The sequence below is a fragment of the Sporosarcina sp. JAI121 genome (assembly GCF_013408665.1).
Taxonomy (GTDB): domain Bacteria; phylum Bacillota; class Bacilli; order Bacillales_A; family Planococcaceae; genus Sporosarcina.
The window spans coordinates 878,989-896,315 of the sequence record NZ_JACCCL010000001.1 but is presented as its reverse complement, the minus strand read 5'-3'; the positions used below and the strand labels follow the sequence as shown (position 1 = coordinate 896,315).

The 17,327-nt window shown below is 41.8% G+C and carries 14 protein-coding genes; 4 read left to right on the top strand and 10 right to left on the bottom strand.

What is annotated here, in order from left to right; all coding sequences use genetic code 11:
- Positions 1-45 precede the first annotated feature (45 nt).
- Positions 46-2,091 (bottom strand): putative bifunctional diguanylate cyclase/phosphodiesterase, encoded by a 2,046-nt coding sequence (locus HDC33_RS04165; RefSeq protein ID WP_179391239.1) that lies wholly within the window; start codon positions 2,089-2,091, stop codon positions 46-48.
- A gap of 289 nt (positions 2,092-2,380) precedes the next feature.
- Here HDC33_RS04165 and HDC33_RS04160 point away from each other — a divergent pair, with 289 nt between their 5' ends.
- Entirely contained in the window at positions 2,381-2,845 is a 465-nt protein-coding gene (locus tag HDC33_RS04160) for a YkyB family protein (RefSeq protein WP_179391238.1), read from the top strand.
- Between the two features lie 73 nt (positions 2,846-2,918).
- Here the strand turns inward: HDC33_RS04160 and HDC33_RS04155 are convergent, their stop codons facing one another.
- From HDC33_RS04155 to HDC33_RS04145, 3 genes are all read right to left on the bottom strand, one after another.
- On the bottom strand, positions 2,919-3,377 hold the full coding sequence (locus tag HDC33_RS04155) for a chemotaxis protein CheW (RefSeq protein ID WP_179391237.1): 459 nt from the start codon (positions 3,375-3,377) through the stop codon (positions 2,919-2,921).
- Positions 3,378-3,561: 184 nt separating this feature from the next.
- Positions 3,562-4,428 carry an NAD(P)-dependent oxidoreductase gene (locus tag HDC33_RS04150; RefSeq protein WP_179391236.1) on the bottom strand — a complete coding sequence of 289 codons (867 nt, stop codon included), beginning with the start codon at positions 4,426-4,428 and terminating at the stop codon, positions 3,562-3,564.
- A 527-nt stretch (positions 4,429-4,955) separates the two neighbouring features.
- Complete coding sequence (locus tag HDC33_RS04145; protein ID WP_179391235.1) at positions 4,956-5,114, bottom strand: aspartyl-phosphate phosphatase Spo0E family protein; 159 nt, start codon at positions 5,112-5,114, stop codon at positions 4,956-4,958.
- Positions 5,115-5,361: 247 nt separating this feature from the next.
- Between HDC33_RS04145 and HDC33_RS04140 the strand changes: the two genes are divergently transcribed.
- The gene (locus tag HDC33_RS04140) at positions 5,362-5,547 is read left to right on the top strand and encodes a YkvS family protein (RefSeq protein WP_179391234.1); all 186 of its coding nucleotides are present in this window, start codon (positions 5,362-5,364) and stop codon (positions 5,545-5,547) included.
- Between the two features lie 48 nt (positions 5,548-5,595).
- A complete protein-coding gene (locus HDC33_RS04135) occupies positions 5,596-6,249 on the top strand; it encodes a hypothetical protein (RefSeq protein WP_179391233.1) in 654 nt (217 codons plus the stop codon).
- Between the two features lie 89 nt (positions 6,250-6,338).
- Here the strand turns inward: HDC33_RS04135 and HDC33_RS04130 are convergent, their stop codons facing one another.
- Complete coding sequence (locus HDC33_RS04130) at positions 6,339-6,779, bottom strand: MarR family winged helix-turn-helix transcriptional regulator (protein WP_179391232.1); 441 nt, start codon at positions 6,777-6,779, stop codon at positions 6,339-6,341.
- Between the two features lie 101 nt (positions 6,780-6,880).
- Positions 6,881-8,314, bottom strand: coding sequence for an ATP-binding protein (locus HDC33_RS04125; protein ID WP_179391231.1), 1,434 nt, complete (start codon positions 8,312-8,314; stop codon positions 6,881-6,883).
- 193 nt (positions 8,315-8,507) lie between these two features.
- Here HDC33_RS04125 and HDC33_RS04120 point away from each other — a divergent pair, with 193 nt between their 5' ends.
- The gene (locus HDC33_RS04120) at positions 8,508-10,256 is read left to right on the top strand and encodes a B12-binding domain-containing radical SAM protein (RefSeq protein WP_179391230.1); all 1,749 of its coding nucleotides are present in this window, start codon (positions 8,508-8,510) and stop codon (positions 10,254-10,256) included.
- Between the two features lie 37 nt (positions 10,257-10,293).
- On the opposite strand, the gene HDC33_RS04115 is transcribed toward HDC33_RS04120, so the two are convergent.
- The 4 genes from HDC33_RS04115 to HDC33_RS04100 form a co-directional block, all read right to left on the bottom strand.
- On the bottom strand, positions 10,294-11,643 hold the full coding sequence (locus HDC33_RS04115; RefSeq protein ID WP_179392623.1) for a TrkH family potassium uptake protein: 1,350 nt from the start codon (positions 11,641-11,643) through the stop codon (positions 10,294-10,296).
- 127 nt (positions 11,644-11,770) lie between these two features.
- Complete coding sequence (locus HDC33_RS04110; RefSeq protein WP_179391229.1) at positions 11,771-12,526, bottom strand: TerC family protein; 756 nt, start codon at positions 12,524-12,526, stop codon at positions 11,771-11,773.
- Between the two features lie 242 nt (positions 12,527-12,768).
- Positions 12,769-13,857 (bottom strand): SDR family oxidoreductase, encoded by a 1,089-nt coding sequence (locus HDC33_RS04105; protein WP_179391228.1) that lies wholly within the window; start codon positions 13,855-13,857, stop codon positions 12,769-12,771.
- A gap of 262 nt (positions 13,858-14,119) precedes the next feature.
- Positions 14,120-17,185, bottom strand: coding sequence for an efflux RND transporter permease subunit (locus tag HDC33_RS04100; protein WP_179391227.1), 3,066 nt, complete (start codon positions 17,183-17,185; stop codon positions 14,120-14,122).
- Positions 17,186-17,327: the final 142 nt, after the last annotated feature.

Sequence of the window (17,327 nt, the reverse complement as noted above, 5' to 3'; positions counted from 1 at the left end):
TGGACAACAGAATTATCTCGTTGTCCACATTTACTTCTGAAACTATTATGCAAAATACTTTTCCACGATTTCCTCTACCGGCACTGCCCTACTATATAAAAAGCCTTGTGCTTTCTGACATTTCGCTTCAAGTAGGATCTGCGCCTGTAAATCCTTTTCAACGCCTTCCGCAATAACATCCATTCCTAGATTATGGGCTAAATTAATGATTGTTTTTGCTATTGCCTCATTCTTAACGTCCGTTTCAATATCTTTGATGAACGATCGGTCTATCTTAATGATATCGATTGGATATTGCTTCAAATAACTGAGTGAAGAGTACCCGGTACCGAAATCATCCACAGAAATGACCACACCAATTTTCTTCAATTCATTAAGTGTTCTTACTGTTTCATCCATTTTTGTCAATGCACTTTCAGTAATTTCAACTTCAAGTGATGAGGGCACGATGGCATGGCGTGCTATTTTCTCTTTCAATTTATCTGCAAAGTTTTCCATCCTGAATTGTTTAGGTGAAATATTGACGGCAATTCTGACTTCTTTGAAACGCTTGTCCTGCCATTCTTTCAGTTGGCTGCATACTTGGTCTACTACCCAATCACCAATTCCATGGATGAGACCGGACTCTTCGGCGATGGGGATGAATTGGACGGGAGAAACAAATCCGAATTTGCGATTATTCCATCTAAGCAACGCTTCAAAACTGCTGATATTCCCCGTTTTCAAATCGACTTGGGGTTGATAATGAATCGTCAATTCATCTAATTCTATCGCCCTGCGTAAATGCGACTCCATCAGCGCCTCATCCGGGAAGAATGAATTCATTTCTTCCTGATAGAAGCGATAATGAGAGCGCCCGCGATCTTTCACAAATACAAGCGCCTGTTCCGTTTTCCGCAATAATTCTTCAAGTGTAGTTCCATCTTCCGGATGAACCGCGATTCCGATTGAAGCGGATATGAAATATTCTTGGTGATTATAGTAAAACGGTTTGCCGAAATCGTTTAATAACGTTTGGGCAAATTTCTCGGTCATCGATACAGAATGATTTCTCAACGATACGATGAATTCGTCCCCCCCGTTACGATACAATCTGGCGGATGCCGGACAGATCATTTTCAATCGTTCTGCGACAATTTTCAAAACTTCATCCGCGACAGTATGACCAAGCGATTCATTGATCATTTTAAAACGATCCAATCCCAAATGGATGAAAGAAAGCCTTTCATCATTTTTTACAGCATTTGTGGAGTCTTCAGTGAAATGTTCTTTCATCGCCCGCCGATTCCACAGACCCGTCAAATGATCATGAAAAGATAGGAACAGAAGTTTCTCATTATTTTCTTGATGAATGGAAGTATCCCGTAATATCAAATGGATTTCCTTTACCTCTTCATCTATCAAAACAGGAATCGCCTTTAAATAGACAGGCAATAAATAACCGCTTTTGTGGAAAAAAGATGAACCTTCCATTTCAATTGATTCTCCCGCCAATGCTCGGGATAAAAAAAGATGAAATTCCGCTAGCTTTTCCTCTCCCATCAAATTCGGGATTGACCTGCCGGAAAGTTCTTTGAATCGATAACCGAATGCTAAATGGAGAGCCCGATTCGCATGGATGATTCTCAGGTTTTGATCAATGGTTATGATTGGATCCAGATTGTGGTCTATGACAGATTGATATTTATGACGTATTTCATTGTGAGATGCTCTTTCCACGGCAATATCCTGCCGCTCACACAATACAATACAGATGTATTCACATCCACAATCTTCCGTGCGGAATTGGAATTCCACTTCATATAAAACATTCACACCATTTTGCAACCGTTCAAATTCAGTTACCCTATCGGAATAGTTATGTAGTTTTCGCATCTTTCGATTGATCGGTACCCAACATTCGCCAAAAAAGTCACTAGCCGATGAGGGGATATCGGCTGAAAAATAGCGTAATGCCAACGCATTGGCATAAACGACTGAATGTTCCTCGAGCCGACTTTTCTTGATAAGAATGGACATCTTAAAAGAATGATCTAAAATAAAGGATTCCATTACTCTGCTTAATTGGTCTTCTATTTTAACGTTTCCCATGAGTGCCTCCGTTTGTAGTGTACGCTACCAAAGTGCCGCAAAGTATTTCATGTATATGCGGACACAATTCACGTAGAATTTTTCGGATTTCGGTATGAATAGAATGTACCGATTCTTTGAATTGATGTATCGCTATATGCTAATAATTAATTCGAAACACTTCCATAATATGCAAGATACATTACCATGATTTCTCAAATCCATACATCAGAAGGTGTACAATTCTTTACATTCTTGGTATCATCGACATATATGCAATCACTCAATTCACCAAAGAAGGAGGCCTATTTTGAAAAATAAAAATTCCATCCGTCAATTGGCTATTGCAATCTATACAATAAATCGGCACGCAAAAACGGCTCCCGATAATAGACAGCTTTACACATTAAAGAAAATGGCGATTGATAAACTTATCAATTCAGGCAGTGCAGAAAAAATCGGATTACATTTTGTGGATAATCCAAAATTCAGCAAACAGCATTCCACGGTCCTCGTTCGTTGTGACGATTTCCTCTTCCATACAATCCCGGAAAAAGAAGACTTCAATGCTCTACCACACCTCGGACAACAAGATCCAACGTCTCGTAACCCGCAAGAACGTATGAGTCTGAAAACAGCACGTGAAATTCTCTCCAATTATGTCGAACCTATCCACAGGAAACCAGATAAGACCAAAAAGATGGTACCGAAAAAGTCCATTCATACCATACAGAACACCCAAAATTTCCGTTCTTCTTATTTGGACGGAAAATGAAACGGACTGAATCCTGCTGAATTCCAACAGGATTCAGTCCGTTTTTCATCTTTCGTTATAACAATTCCTTTTTTTACTTAAATTGTGCTGCAATCACTTTTTCAAAATCTACAAGTAGGATCATCCCGTTATCACGCTTAATTATTCCTGAAACAGGCACTTGATCACCTGCATACATATCGGAAGCGGGTTCTATTTCAGTAAAATTGACACGCTGGATTTGAGTGACACCAGTCACATTGAAAACAACTGTTTTTCCACCGATTTCCGCAACGATATACTTTGATTCGTTCACGTCATTCAGTTCTTTATTTCCCGTTACTTTCTTCAAATCAATGACCGGCAATACTTCCCCCCGCAATTGAATGATGCCTTCGATGTACGGATGGGCATGCGGCAAGATTGTGACTGGCAGGGGCTGAATAATTTCGCGGACATGGTGAATACTCATTCCATAATTACTTTTTCCGACTTGGAATTCAACAAATTCAAAAACTTCATATGTTACAATATCCGACTTCATTGTATTCATTTGTTGGCCCCCTGATTATTACTATTTACGCATTGACTACTGTGTGTAAACTGAGCACAGGCACATTACCTGTAATGGCCAGAGCAGATTGGATGGAAATCTATTCTTCTACTTATAAAATCGCTACTAAAAGTAGACTTCGCCCATATAGTTATTTTCGGCATATTCCAGCAATTATTGAGGATTATTTATAACTTTCATAAAGAACTTGTGTCCCCTGTTCGGCGAACCCTTCCTCTACTAACTTCACATACATGTCACGCGCTAGCTGTAATCCCGGAAGCGGTAACTGCATCCCTTCCGCTTCTGCCAATGCGATGTTCATATCCTTCAAAAAGTGTTTGACATAAAAGCCGGGCTCAAAATTCCCATCCAACATCCGGGGGGCTAAATTTGACAACGACCAAGAACCGGCTGCTCCTGTCGATATGGACTTCAACACAGTATCGGGGTCAAGTCCCGATTTTTCTGCATATGCTAGCGCCTCGCAAACGCCGATCATATTTGTCGCAATTGCGATTTGGTTACACATTTTGGCATGTTGTCCCGCACCCGCCGTCCCTTGGTAGACGATTTGTTCTCCAAAGGTCGATAATATAACGAAAATCGCATCGAAGGTTTCTTTATCACCACCGCACATTATCGATAATGTGCCATTCTTCGCCCCGACGTCGCCTCCGGAAACAGGAGCATCAATCGCCGCCATCCGCCTTTTCGCCCCTTCCTCCGCAATCCGTTTTGCAAGTGCAGGGCTAGACGTTGTCATGTCAATTAAGATTTGACCTTCCTTACCGCTCCGCAAGATGCCATTCTCACTGAAATAGACTTCTACTACATCTGCAGGATAACCGACCATCGTAAAAACTATGTCAGCATCTTTAATTGCTGCACCGATAGTTTCCGCCCAACCTGCGCCTGCCTCAATTAGCTGTTCAGCTTTTTCCTTCGTTCTCGTATATACCGTCACTTCATAATTATTGTTTAAAAGATGGGCTACGACACTGGCACCCATTACACCCGTCCCAATAAATGCGATTTTTTTCATTTCCATCCTATTTCCCCCTATTCAATAAATGTATTACTATCAATCCTACCAAAACATATTCAATTTTCCATCAATCGTTTCTATTTTCAGACAAAAAAAGAAGGACGGGACCCTGTAACAGGGTTCCGTCCTTAAAAGGGGGAAATGAGAATGTTGCTGTGTTCTATTTTAATTTGCCCGCTTTTCTCACTTTCTAAACATTGTTTAGAAAATATTTATAAATTTAAATAAAGAATCCCTTGTAAGGCATCTGCGCTTAATTCATTATAGTATAAAATAAAAATCAACAAGTTCATGAACTGTTCGGAACTAAGGATTCGTATACTCATTATACAACAATAACAGCGAGCCTTTCCTCGGTACTATCGGATTAAGGCTCGCCTGTTATTAATAAACCCCGTATCGATGAAATAAGTATCAACAATATACCTAGGATAAGCCGGCGTAGGCGCATTTCATGTGGTAGCCGAAGCGTGTATTATATGGAATTCCTAATTTGTTCTATAAAGGTGTATTTACCAGAAACATCACAACTATTGAGTGTTTTCCTTTTGTTCTTCGTATTGGTTGATGAGACAGTCCAACTTTCTGCTGAATCCTAATGTTTCATCGTCTTTCAATCCATTTTTTATCGCTGCGCTCATCATCTCTTCACGCATCAATTCTATTTTTTCTTCTAAAGTATAATCCAAAATAATCCCTCCACGGATTAAACCATCACTAACCATATATTATACAGGAATATTCTAATCGTATGGAAACCGATTGTCGACGGATTTCGACATCAGGCAAGGATTAAGACAATAGAAAACACTTTACGTTATACTCTTTTTAAGGCACACTATATAAGATTATCAAAAAAGGGTAGAATCTCGTTAAGCCGAGCGTTTACTACTGGAGGACCTAATTCGGGGCAATCCATAAGGGAGATGATTTACAATGACAATTGCAGAGGTCGGGGACATTATTGAATTCAAAGATGGATTAAGAGGAATTGTTGAAAAAGTGAATGAGAATTCGGTCATCGTTAACCTGTCCATTATGGAGAACTTCGAAGACCTTGAGATTGAAGAGAAAACGGTTGTCAGCCACAAAAAGTATACAATCGTCCAGAACAGCAAATGAAACATCAATGGCTTTCAAACGTCTATATTAAACAAGGAGGGGTTTACATTGAAAAGTAAATGGAATTTATTACTCGCAGCACTTGCCGCTTCGTTGGTGCTAACGGCTTGCGGAACAAGCCCGGAGGCAGAAAAGAACAGTACAAACGGATCCGCGAATGTTGTAGAAGAAACTGACAAAGGCACCGTAGACGAAAATGAAGTGACGGATACGGAAGGAACAGATGACGCTGACAAATCTGCATCTGCCGACGGTAAAGAAAACATTATGAAAGATGCGAAACTTACAGAAAGCGACGAACAGGATTATGCTATTTCTGTACTTCCCGATTATACGCTAACGAGTGAGGAACCCGGTAAAGACAGTCTGATGGCGACTGGAAACGAATCCGTGTTTATGCGTATTGAGACATCTCCGAAAGAGGACGGCACATATGACTATCTGTTAGAGAATATGACTGCGGGACTCGAAGCATCCGGTAATGGGGATACGCCAAGCGAATTGACAGATGAAGCATCGATTCCGACAGGTGAAGGGATTGAAAACGCAAAAGTCTTTTCTGTAAAGGCGGAAACTGCAACTGTTACAGGAATCATCTTAGAGCGTGACGATATGGTTGTTAAACTAACAATCTATGATTCCCCGGAAGAAGAACATTTCGAAAGATTTCTTCGAATGGGCGAAACAATTGTGAGCAAGTAATACAACAGTAAAAAGAGCCGGATGGAATCCATTTGGCTCTTTTTGCATTCCTTATGAAAACGCAACCTTTATCAACAAGATGCTGCTTATTACGAGAGACTTTTGACAGACAGACCCAATTTTCGCAGCAATTCGATTGCCTGATCTTGTTCTTCACTGGAAAGAGAAGACATGATGGATTTAATGTGATCTGCATGTTCCGGAAATATGGACGTCATTAATTCAACCCCTGCTGGTGTAATCGACATATACGTCACCCGTTTATCCGTTTCGCAAAAAACACGTTCCAACAATCCTCTTTTCTCCAATTTATCAACGACATACGTCATAGAACCGCTTCTAAGTAGGATTTTCTGGCCAATCTTTTGAATCGGCTGTCTTCCGGTATGGTGAAGCAATTCCAGAACAGCGAATTCAGTCGGATTAAGACCATACTTTTCATTAGTTTTATGTGCTTCTTCCAATATCACTTTACTTGCCCTGGAAAGAACGATGAATAGCTTCAATGCCCGTTCTGTATCTTTTGTCATTATTCAGTGCCACCTTCTATATCCCGCTTAATAGTTGCCCCCATTATACCGGCAAGCTCCTACACCTGTCAAAAGGACGGAAAATCATATAGAATTATCCTTTACGCTAACAACATGCTTTTTTCGTTTAAAATTACCTCGGGACCGTGTCCAATTGCTGATGGAAATGTTACTATAAAGGTCGTGCCTATGCCAACCTTACTTTCAACCGAAATCGTTCCGCCATGTTCTTCAATTATTTTCAAAACTAATGGCAGTCCAAGTCCCGTTCCATCAGGCTTGGAAGTAAAGAAGGGAACGAACACTTGATTCATCTGTTCCAAATCCATTCCTTTTCCGGTGTCGGTAACTCTCAGTGTTATTTTTCCGTAGTGATCCTGTTCCATTGCAATGGTTAGGATTCCACCAGGTGACATTGCTTCGAGCGCATTTTTATATAAATTTAGAAGTACTTGCTTCAATTTGTCGGAATCACCGAAAATCAATGAATCTTTAAGTGTATTTTCCTGTTGCTTAATCATGATTCCATCCATCAATGCTTTGGGCTGGATGACCTGCAACATATCCGTAACGAGCACTTCCAATGAAAACGTCGTCTTCTTGTTCAATGCAGGTTTGGAGAGAATCAGCATTTCCGTCAATATAGATTCCATCCTTAAAATTTCCTCATCAATGACAGAAAGGTACTTCATCGTATCTTTTGTAGCAGTAATCTTAAGCAATTGGACAAACCCTTTTAAAGTCGTCATCGGATTCCTGATTTCATGCGCAATGCTTGCCGCCAACTCGCCAATTGTTGATAATGAATCTGAATGAGCTAATAGTTTCTCCATTGCCATCGTTTCTGTTTGATCTTTCATCCGTATCAAATAGGTCTGTGTCTCACTGTCAAATAGAGTAAACACCTGATAATTTCGTTTTTCATCAGCCGATATTTCGTACAACAATGTCATTTCCGCATAATTATATTGGGCCAAGTCTCGAATATATTCAACAAGTATTTTCGGGTTTACGTTGAACAATTCCAAAATCACTTGAACTGACTTCCCCATTAAATAATCTCTTGGTACATTTAAAAAAGTGGTATGCTTTTCATTGACATCGAAGATCCGCCCGTGTTTATTCACGACAATCATAAAATCATCGGAGTTATGAAATGCTTTTATATATGTTTTCCCTGTCGAATCCATATAGTTTTGGGGAATATCGAACAGTGCAATCGTTTGTTGAATATCCTCAAAATACATAAGGTGCATTTTCACACCATATATCCTGCCATCGACTAATTGGACATTGACGGTTAGCGTCTTATTCTCGTGCTTATTAATTTGGTTTGTAATATTTTCCCACAACTCGTTGGATGGATTAATGAATAGATCTTTGATGTTGCACTTTCCATTCATGGCAAAGTACTTTTCGAATGATTTATTTACATATACAAACGTTTCTTTATTATCAAAGACTATTCCCGGCCTGATTGAATTATCCAGTATGAATGTGATGTGGTCCATTACATTTTCCTTTTGATATTTCAAACGTGTCCCCCCTAGATCCCGTTTCAAAACAGTATGAAATAAATAATTGATACATGCAGCAAGATCAAGTTTTTACAATTACCAACCTAATCAGATTATTCCACATTTAAGATACAATGGGAACAGACCTTTTTACCTATATTAACACATAGCTTGACGTATGCAATATGATTGAAAAAAAAGGAGCAGAATTATGAACATTGTTATAACAACCCTAAACGCGAAATACATCCATACAAATCTAGCCATCCGCTGTTTGAAATCATATGCTATGCCTGAGTATAATCCAGTTATTTCGGAGTATACGATCAAGGATCCAACCTTGAATATCGTATCAGATTTATATCAAAAAATGCCGAGCGTCGTCGGTTTCAGTCTTTATATATGGAACATTGAAGAATCCATAAAGGTTATGAGAATGCTTAAGAAAGTTAAACCTGATGTTAAAATTATCGCCGGCGGTCCGGAAGTAACGTACGATTATGATTATTGGTTGGAACGGGTACCTGAAATCGATGTCGTCGTCATAGGTGAAGGGGAACGAACATTTAAAAAACTGCTTGATGTCTTTGCGGGTAAGGAAGAAATGACTGCCATCCAAGGAATTGCATATAGGGAAAATGGTAACCTCAAAATTACGGCGCCAGGACCCAAATTGGATTTACGGGAACTTCCCTCGCCTTTCCAGTTCCCTGAAGATATATCTGAACTCAGCAAAAGAGTGACGTATATCGAAACTAGCCGAGGCTGCCCTTTTTCATGTCAGTTTTGCCTGTCATCGATCGAAGTAGGTGTACGATATTTCAACCGCGATGCCATTAAGGATGATATCCGCTATCTAATGGCGAATGGCGCAAAAACAATAAAGTTTGTCGATCGGACATTCAATATTAGTAGAAGTTACGCCATGGAAATGTTCCAATTCCTGATTGATGAGCATCTACCCGGTACCGTTTTCCAGTTTGAAATAACGGGAGATATCATGCGCCCTGAAGTCATCGATTTTCTTAATGAAAATGCACCCGCTGGACTGTTCAGGTTTGAAATAGGCGTCCAATCCACAAACGACTTGACAAACGAATTAGTGCAGCGCCGTCAAAATTTCGAAAAGCTCTCGCGTACTGTTACGATGGTCAAAGAAGGCGGGAAAATCGATCAGCATCTTGACTTGATTGCAGGTTTACCTGAAGAAGATTATAATTCTTTCCGCAAGACTTTCAATGATGTGTTCGCAATGCGGCCTGAAGAGTTGCAGCTTGGATTCTTGAAATTGTTACGAGGAACAGGATTGCGGATCCAGGCCGAGCAATATGGCTACGAGTATATCGACGAAGCACCTTATGAAATATTTTCGAACAACGTTTTGACGTTTGATGATATTTTACGAATTAAGCAGACGGAGGATGTCCTTGAAAAGTATTGGAACGACAACCGCCTGCCGCGAACGGTCGAATATCTTGTATCCGAGGTCTTCGAGACACCATTTGACTTCTTTCAGGAATTCGGTTCCTATTGGGAAAATCGAGGGTGGTCCAGAATCGGACACCAACTGGAAGATCTATTCATACGTTTGAATGACTTCCTAGCGGAAGATGGCCGTGCAGACATGGATATCGCACGAAGTCTTCTGAAGATTGATTACCTGGCACACCATAAGTTCCAACCACGGAAAGTCTGGTGGAAAGAGGATATGCCTATCGAGGAACGTTCATCACTCGAACAGATACTGCTTGCTTCTCCCGCTATATTAGGCGATGAATTCAGTTCATTAGGTTTAAATACGAGGAATATTCGCAAGCAGACGTTCATTACGCCAGTTGCCATCCAACCCGAGGATGTGGAAATCGGGATTATCCAAAAGGCTGCCGGGTATCTCGTCACAATCTTTAGACACGATGAAACACCCCGTTTCATGTTCCTTGAACAATCACTTTCCAATTGAAAAAAGGCTGTTCCATATAAATGGGACAGCCTTTTTATTATCCGATAATAACTCGTTCTTTCGGGAAATGATAGTGTAATTTTTTTGTTTTTCCTCCTAATGTGAACAGGAACGAAATAAGTCCGACTCTCCCAATAAACATGAGCAACATAATGATGATTTTCCCGGTTAGTGAAAGTTCCGATGTGATTCCGAGTGACATGCCACATGTCCCGAAAGCGGATGTTATTTCAAATAGAAGCGCAATAACCGGAACACCCGGTTCCGTAATGAGCAAAATGAGGAGTGCCGTCATGACCATCATCAGCGCCAGAATGATGACAGCATAAGAGCGGAATACATCAACCAGTTTTATTTGCCGGTTAAAGATATTAATGACTTGATTGCCTCGTGCAAAGTTAATAAGGAACAGGATAGCAATCGCGAATGTTGTCGTCCGGATGCCACCGCCTACCGAACTTGGCGAAGCACCGATGAACATCAGTGAGCTGATGAAAATATCCGTCGCTTCACTAAATTTCGTCACGTCATACGTTGTCAGGCCCGCGGACCTCGATGACACCGAATGGAATAACGCGGTGAATAACTTCTCATGCCAAGCCATCCCTTTGAATGAATGGACAGATTCCAAAATGAATATCATAACCGCACCAAAAACGAGCAAGAATCCGAACGTCGCCGTCGTTATCTTCGTGAATAATGAAAAACGGAAATGAGGCACTTTTTTTGAAAAGTAACTTTTCACTTCGATAAGAACCGGAAAGCCTATTGCACCAAGTATGATAAGGATCATCGTCAATGACTGAACGAAGTAATCATTGAAATATACTGCTAGCGACGATCCTTTAAGACCAAACCCGGCATTTGTTGTTGCGGATACAGACATGAACATCCCGTTTAAAAATGCCTCGCCGAATGTGTCATAAAACCGCATAATATAAACCGTAAATATAAGTCCACCTATAATTTCAATTAACACAATGATTTTAACGATTTGTCGTATTAGATGGACGACACCCGCGAGACTATATTGGTTATGGTCGACCATGATTAGTTGTCTTTCCCGTAAACCGATCCGCTTTTTAACAAGCAGCCAAAAAAACGTACCGATCGACATGATTCCGATACCGCCGATTTGCAAAACGAGCATCAACATACTAATACCAAAAACCGAATACGTACTGCCGATGTCGACGGCTGTCAAACCGGTTACACTTACAGCACTGACAGCTGTAAACAAACTATCGATAAAACTTACCTGGACACCGGGCAAGTAAACTCCCGGCAGATTTAACAGTAAAAACGAAAATGCGATGGCCAGAAAATAATAGAACACAATAACCTGAGCGGGTGTGAACCTGCGTAAATTCTCGCGATTGAATTTCATCCGTTTCACCGTTCCTTTCACCAATGACTTGGCGTTGTACTTATTTTAGAGAAGTTGCTTGAAAAATGAAAGGATGAACTGATAAAAAAACAAAAACGGCCCTCCAGTGCTAGGGCCGTTTTGTGATTTACACTCTTTTTTTCCTGTTCTTGACGCCAACCAAATAGCCGTTAAGGGCAATTCCGACAAGGACAATCCAGAATATTGCTTGCCATAAGGTCGAATGTGGAAATTCAGGATCAAGAATCTGTAATTGTGGATGTGCCAAGGTAAGCACAAGCAATTTGACCCCTACCCAGCCGACGATAAGAAATGCTGCCGTTTCCAAGGATGGGAACTTTTCCAACAAGCCAACAAATTGACGTGCTGCAAATCGCATGATGATTAATCCGATGATACCACCTAACAACATGACGGTGAATTGTCCTCCGTTAATGCCACCGATGTGGAAGTCGCCAATTTCAGGAAGCGTCACCGCTAGCGCGACTGCTGCAAGCATTGAATCAAGCGCAAATGCGATATCCGCAAGTTCAACTTTAAAAACGGTCATCCAGAAACCGGATTGTTTGCGCTTTTTACTATCCGGATGTGAATCTTCGCCTTTTCGCTGATCAATAATGCTCTTAATGGAGATGAACAGTAGATAGGCAGCCCCAAGTGCTTGAATTTGCCATATATTCACGAGGAATGTAATCATGAACAATGCTGCAAAACGGAACACAAACGCTCCAAACAATCCGTAGAACAGTGCCTTCCGCTGCTGTTCCTTCGGTAAGTGCTTGACCATTACGGCCATGACAACTGCGTTGTCTGCTGCAAGCAGTCCTTCCAGTACGATGAGTACGACAAGTACCCATGCATATTCCAATAGTATTGCTTCCACATTTATTCCTCCCAATTTTTCACGAATAAAAAAGACCATCACCTAATAAAAGGCAAAGGTCTCGCTAAGTCGGAATTTTTTTACAAAATCCAGCTATCATAACCGATGGCAAAAGCCATGTATTGACGACTATGAAATAGGTTTCCCTATAGCTACTCCCCTTTGACGTAAAGTCAAAAGTTATTAAGTTTGGATGCTTTCAGTTACATTATACCATTCTGAGCATAAATGTAAATGTTTAATCAACCAATTTGTATATGATAATCATTGTTTTTCTTATTCTTTTCATAATACGCTGTCATCGATGGAATTGACTCAAGGAAATCAGCACAATCTATCCCACTGCCTTTAAGAAGCCTTTCCGCAACCGCTGTATCGAATGTTGCATTCCACATCATATAGTCCAGCGTTTCCGCTTCTACGCCCAGTCTGCGCTGTATACGGATGGAGGCGAGCCCTTTTTCAGCCAGAAGACGTGGCACTCTTCCTTTTGGCTTTTTCCCCGTCAATTCAAAGACCATTGCACGGTAAACTTCTTCGATCCGGTGCGGGCAAGGGTCCGTTAGGTGGATTGTTTGGCCGGCCGCATCATCATGATGAGATAAATACACCGCTGCATCAATAATATAGTCAATCGGCACGACGTTAATGAGGGCTTCCGTTTTCCCCACGTATGGAATAATGGGCATCCATCGTAACCTGTCAATCATATTCATAAAAAAATATGGACCGTCAAATTTACTAGTTGCTCCTGTTTTGGAATGGCCCCGGACGATTCCCGGACGGATGATCGTTACAGGTGCCTCATTCTTTAGCCTCTCTACCAGCAGTTCCGCTTCAAACTTCGTTTCTTCATAATGATTTTTAAACGAATGCGGCCGAATCAGCTCCGTTTCGAGTAATTTGCCTTCCCTTTTCCCAGCAACGTAAGCCGTGCTGAAGTACATATAGCGTTCTATAGAAGGATGGTTCTGTACAAATTCATTCACCTGTCTCGTTCCTACGACATTGACGTTCCAAGCGATTTCAGCCTTTACCGCAAGATCATATATGGCAGCAAGATGCCACACCGTGAGCGTTTCCTGATGTAATTCCTCAATCACCGAAGGTTTTAATCCAAGCCCCTCCTCAGTAATATCACCGACAAGTATTTCAATTGAGATTGCCGTATTCATTTCATCCTTGATGATATCCGCTTTTTGAAGGGCACGTTCAGCTTGACTGGGATGGACCACCGTGTAGATCTTTTCCACCTCACCCTCGCGAATTAATTCTGTTATCAATTGCGAAGCAATAAATCCCGGAAAGCCGGTAAAAAAATGAGTTCTCATGAAATCACCCCTTATTTTACTAGTATAGCACCCAGTATTATCGAATAGAAGAATATTCAGATTACTTTACATCCCGGAATAAGAGCCACTTCGACGAGGGATTTAGTGAAAAGCTTACGTAATTAAACTTGTATGTAAATCTGTATATAAAAAAGGCGGTATTTCGTCCCATTTCGAACGAAATACCGCCTTTCCCATTCAATATTTTTGCTCTAAATCTCCCATAAGAATCCCGAAGCGATAAGACTGGCGGTTCTTTTCGTCATTTCTTAGCGATCGCACGCTTTCTCGTTTGTCGATCAAATAGACTGTAGATAATAGGTACAATATACAATGTAAGCAATGTCGAACTTAGTAATCCGCCGATCACAGCAATTCCCATCGGCTGGTTCATTTCAGTCCCTTCACCGATACCGAGTGCCAGTGGCAACAACCCTAGTATTGTCGTCAGCGCTGTCATCAGTATCGGACGCACCCGGTCCCTAACGGAGGCGATAATCGCATCATAAGAATCCATACCCGCTTCTTTTCGCTGATTGATGTAATCAACGAGGACAATCCCATTGTTGACGACTATCCCCACAAGCACTAGAATCCCGATTACCGCCGTAACGCTGATCGGTGTCTTTGTCAGGAATAGTCCCAACGCAACTCCAATGACCATCAACGGCACGGAGAACATGATAACAAATGGATATTTGAATGACTCAAACTGCGCCGCCATGACAATATAAACAAGCACGACAGCCAGCAATACCGCCATGATCATGTCATTGATAGCACTTTCGAATAATTCCCTGTCACCGCCGAATGTAAGTTCAATTTCTTCCGGTAAGTTGAGCCCGTCCATGACGTCATTCACTTTCGTTGTCATCTTCCCAAGCGACTGCGTCGATTCATATTTCAAATTGAAAGTAACCGAGTGTGCCTGATCGACACGCTGGATGGAAACCGGCCCTTCGGCAATATCAATTTTCGCAACTTCCCTTAGGGATATAAAATTGCCTGCAGGAGTGCGCAGTTTCAAATTTTTCAGCCTATCCATACTGTTGCGGAATTTCTTATCGTATTTTACATAGACTCCGAACACGTCATCATGTTTCCCGATAATTTGTGTGGCCAGTGAACCTCTGGTGACGTTATTGACCGTCTGCGCAATCTGATAGGGCGCCAATCCATTTGCGGCCGCTTTCTCACGGTCCACTTCGATTTGTATTTCTTGGACGGTGTCTTGGAGATTATTCGTCACTTCCGTTACCGAATCAAGCCCCGCAAGCTTACTGTTCAATTTGGTAACCGCTTCATTGAGACGTTCTTCATCAGTATCTTTCAACGAAAATGACAACGTATTCGGACTAGAGCCCGCCGCGGTCTGCATCACGAAGCCGACCTCAGCGTCATCGCCGATTGCCTTCACTATTTTTGGCTGAACATCATCGACGAATTCGAAGACGGAACGATCCCGATCTGCAAGAGGTGTAAGTTTTACATACATTTCCGCAACGTTGGCCCTGGAAGAACCTTGCGCCATATTCTCCTGCGTCCCACCAACTAGGCTTACGTATACTTCCACATCTTTTTCATCTTTCAGCCGTGATTCAATTCTTTTTACCACTTCATCTGTTGCAGTTGCAGAAGATCCATTCGGTAATTTCACCGAAATGCTGAAAAATCCTTCGTCGGTGGCAGGCAGGAATTCCGTACCGACTTTGAATAAGGCAAAACTGCTGAGTACCAGTGCCGCCACAGTAAAAGCAAGAACGATAAAACGGTGTTTCAGCGACCATTTCACCGATCTTTCAAAGTTGTTCAGTTTTTTCGAACGGCGTCTCCGTGCTTCGACGTTTTTAGTAGGTTTCCTTAGCATGCGGCTAGCCATCATCGGCACAACTGTTAAAGCAACGACAAGCGATGCGAATAAACTGAAGGAGATTGTCAAGGCAAATTCAGTAAATATCTGCCCGATCAATCCACTGATGAAAATGACTGGTACAAAGACAGCTAGCGTCGTTAATGTCGACGCTGTAATAGCGCCGCCAATTTCATTCGTCCCCTCAGATGCCGCCTGCTTTGGCGCTTTGCCCATAGACAGGTGCCGTTCAATATTCTCGATAACAACAATCGCATTATCGACCAGCATTCCTATACCAAGTGCAAGCGCACCCAGCGTCATTATATTCAGTGAGAAATCCGCAAAATACATGAGTACGAATGTGACAATTACTGAGTATGGGATAGCAATCCCGATAATGATCGGGCTTTTTATTCCTCGAAGGAACAAGAACAGGACGAGCATTGCAAAAATACCGCCCAAAATAAGCGACTGTCCAATATTCCCAATGGCGAGTTTTACATAATCGCCCTGGTCGAATAGAATATCCGATTCTACACCTTTAAACTCGTCTTTTTTAAGTAAGTTTTCAAGCGACTTTTTAAATGCAGTTGAAACATCCGCCGTATTTGCGCCGGACTCTTGCAACACGGACAAAAGGACGGCCTGCTGATCATTTGCACGCGTTTCCATGCCTGTATCGGCTTCAAGAAGAGCTACGTCCGCCACATCGCCGATTTGCACCTTTTGTCCTGTCAGCGGATTTACACCAACCGCAATCCCTCGGATATCGGATATCGTTGTCAACGTACTGACAATACGGGTTGTAAGTTGTTTACCGCCATTGGTTTGAATCGGTTCACCCGGCATCGATACATTGTTCGCTTGTAGACCTTGAACGATGTTTGCCTGTTCAAGGCCATTCGCAACAAGTTTGTTCTGATCCAATATGACCTGTACTTCTTCCACCAGCTGGCCTGAAATGGAGACACTGGCCACCCCTTTTGTACGTCTTAGTTCCGTTTCCAACTGTTCAGCAATTTTCCGCACATCGGTGTCTTTCGCCGTTGCGCGCAACGACGTTTGGATAACCGGGAACTGAGAAGGGTCGAATTTCATGAATCTAGGCTTACTCGCGCCGTCCGGGACCGGCACTGAATCGACCCGCTGCATGACATCAAGCTGGACTTCGTCAATTTTCGTCGACCAGTCGAACATGAGCAGGATGAAGTTGGTTCCTTCCCGCGACGTGGATTGCATCGATTTCAATCCCGGGGAAGTTGATAGACTCGCTTCGAGCGGTTTAGTTATCTTCTCGTTCACCTCAACAGGGGAAGCCCCTGGATAACTAGTCGCAACAACTGCAATGGGAGGATTCAACTCAGGAATCAGTGTTACCGGTATACGAAAAAAGGACACTGCTCCAAGAATGATGACAAGAAACATCGTAACAATTGTAAATATGGGTCTTCTTATAGAAAAGTCACTGATTTTCATTTACACTTTCCTTTCTTTCCAATAAATTCATTACATTAATCATATTGAATAATGAGGGCTACTTCAAATGGGAGCTACTTTTCTCCTGTATAATGACAAGAAAACCCGGAAAAACGGAAGACCGTCTTGCCGGGTTTCGGAA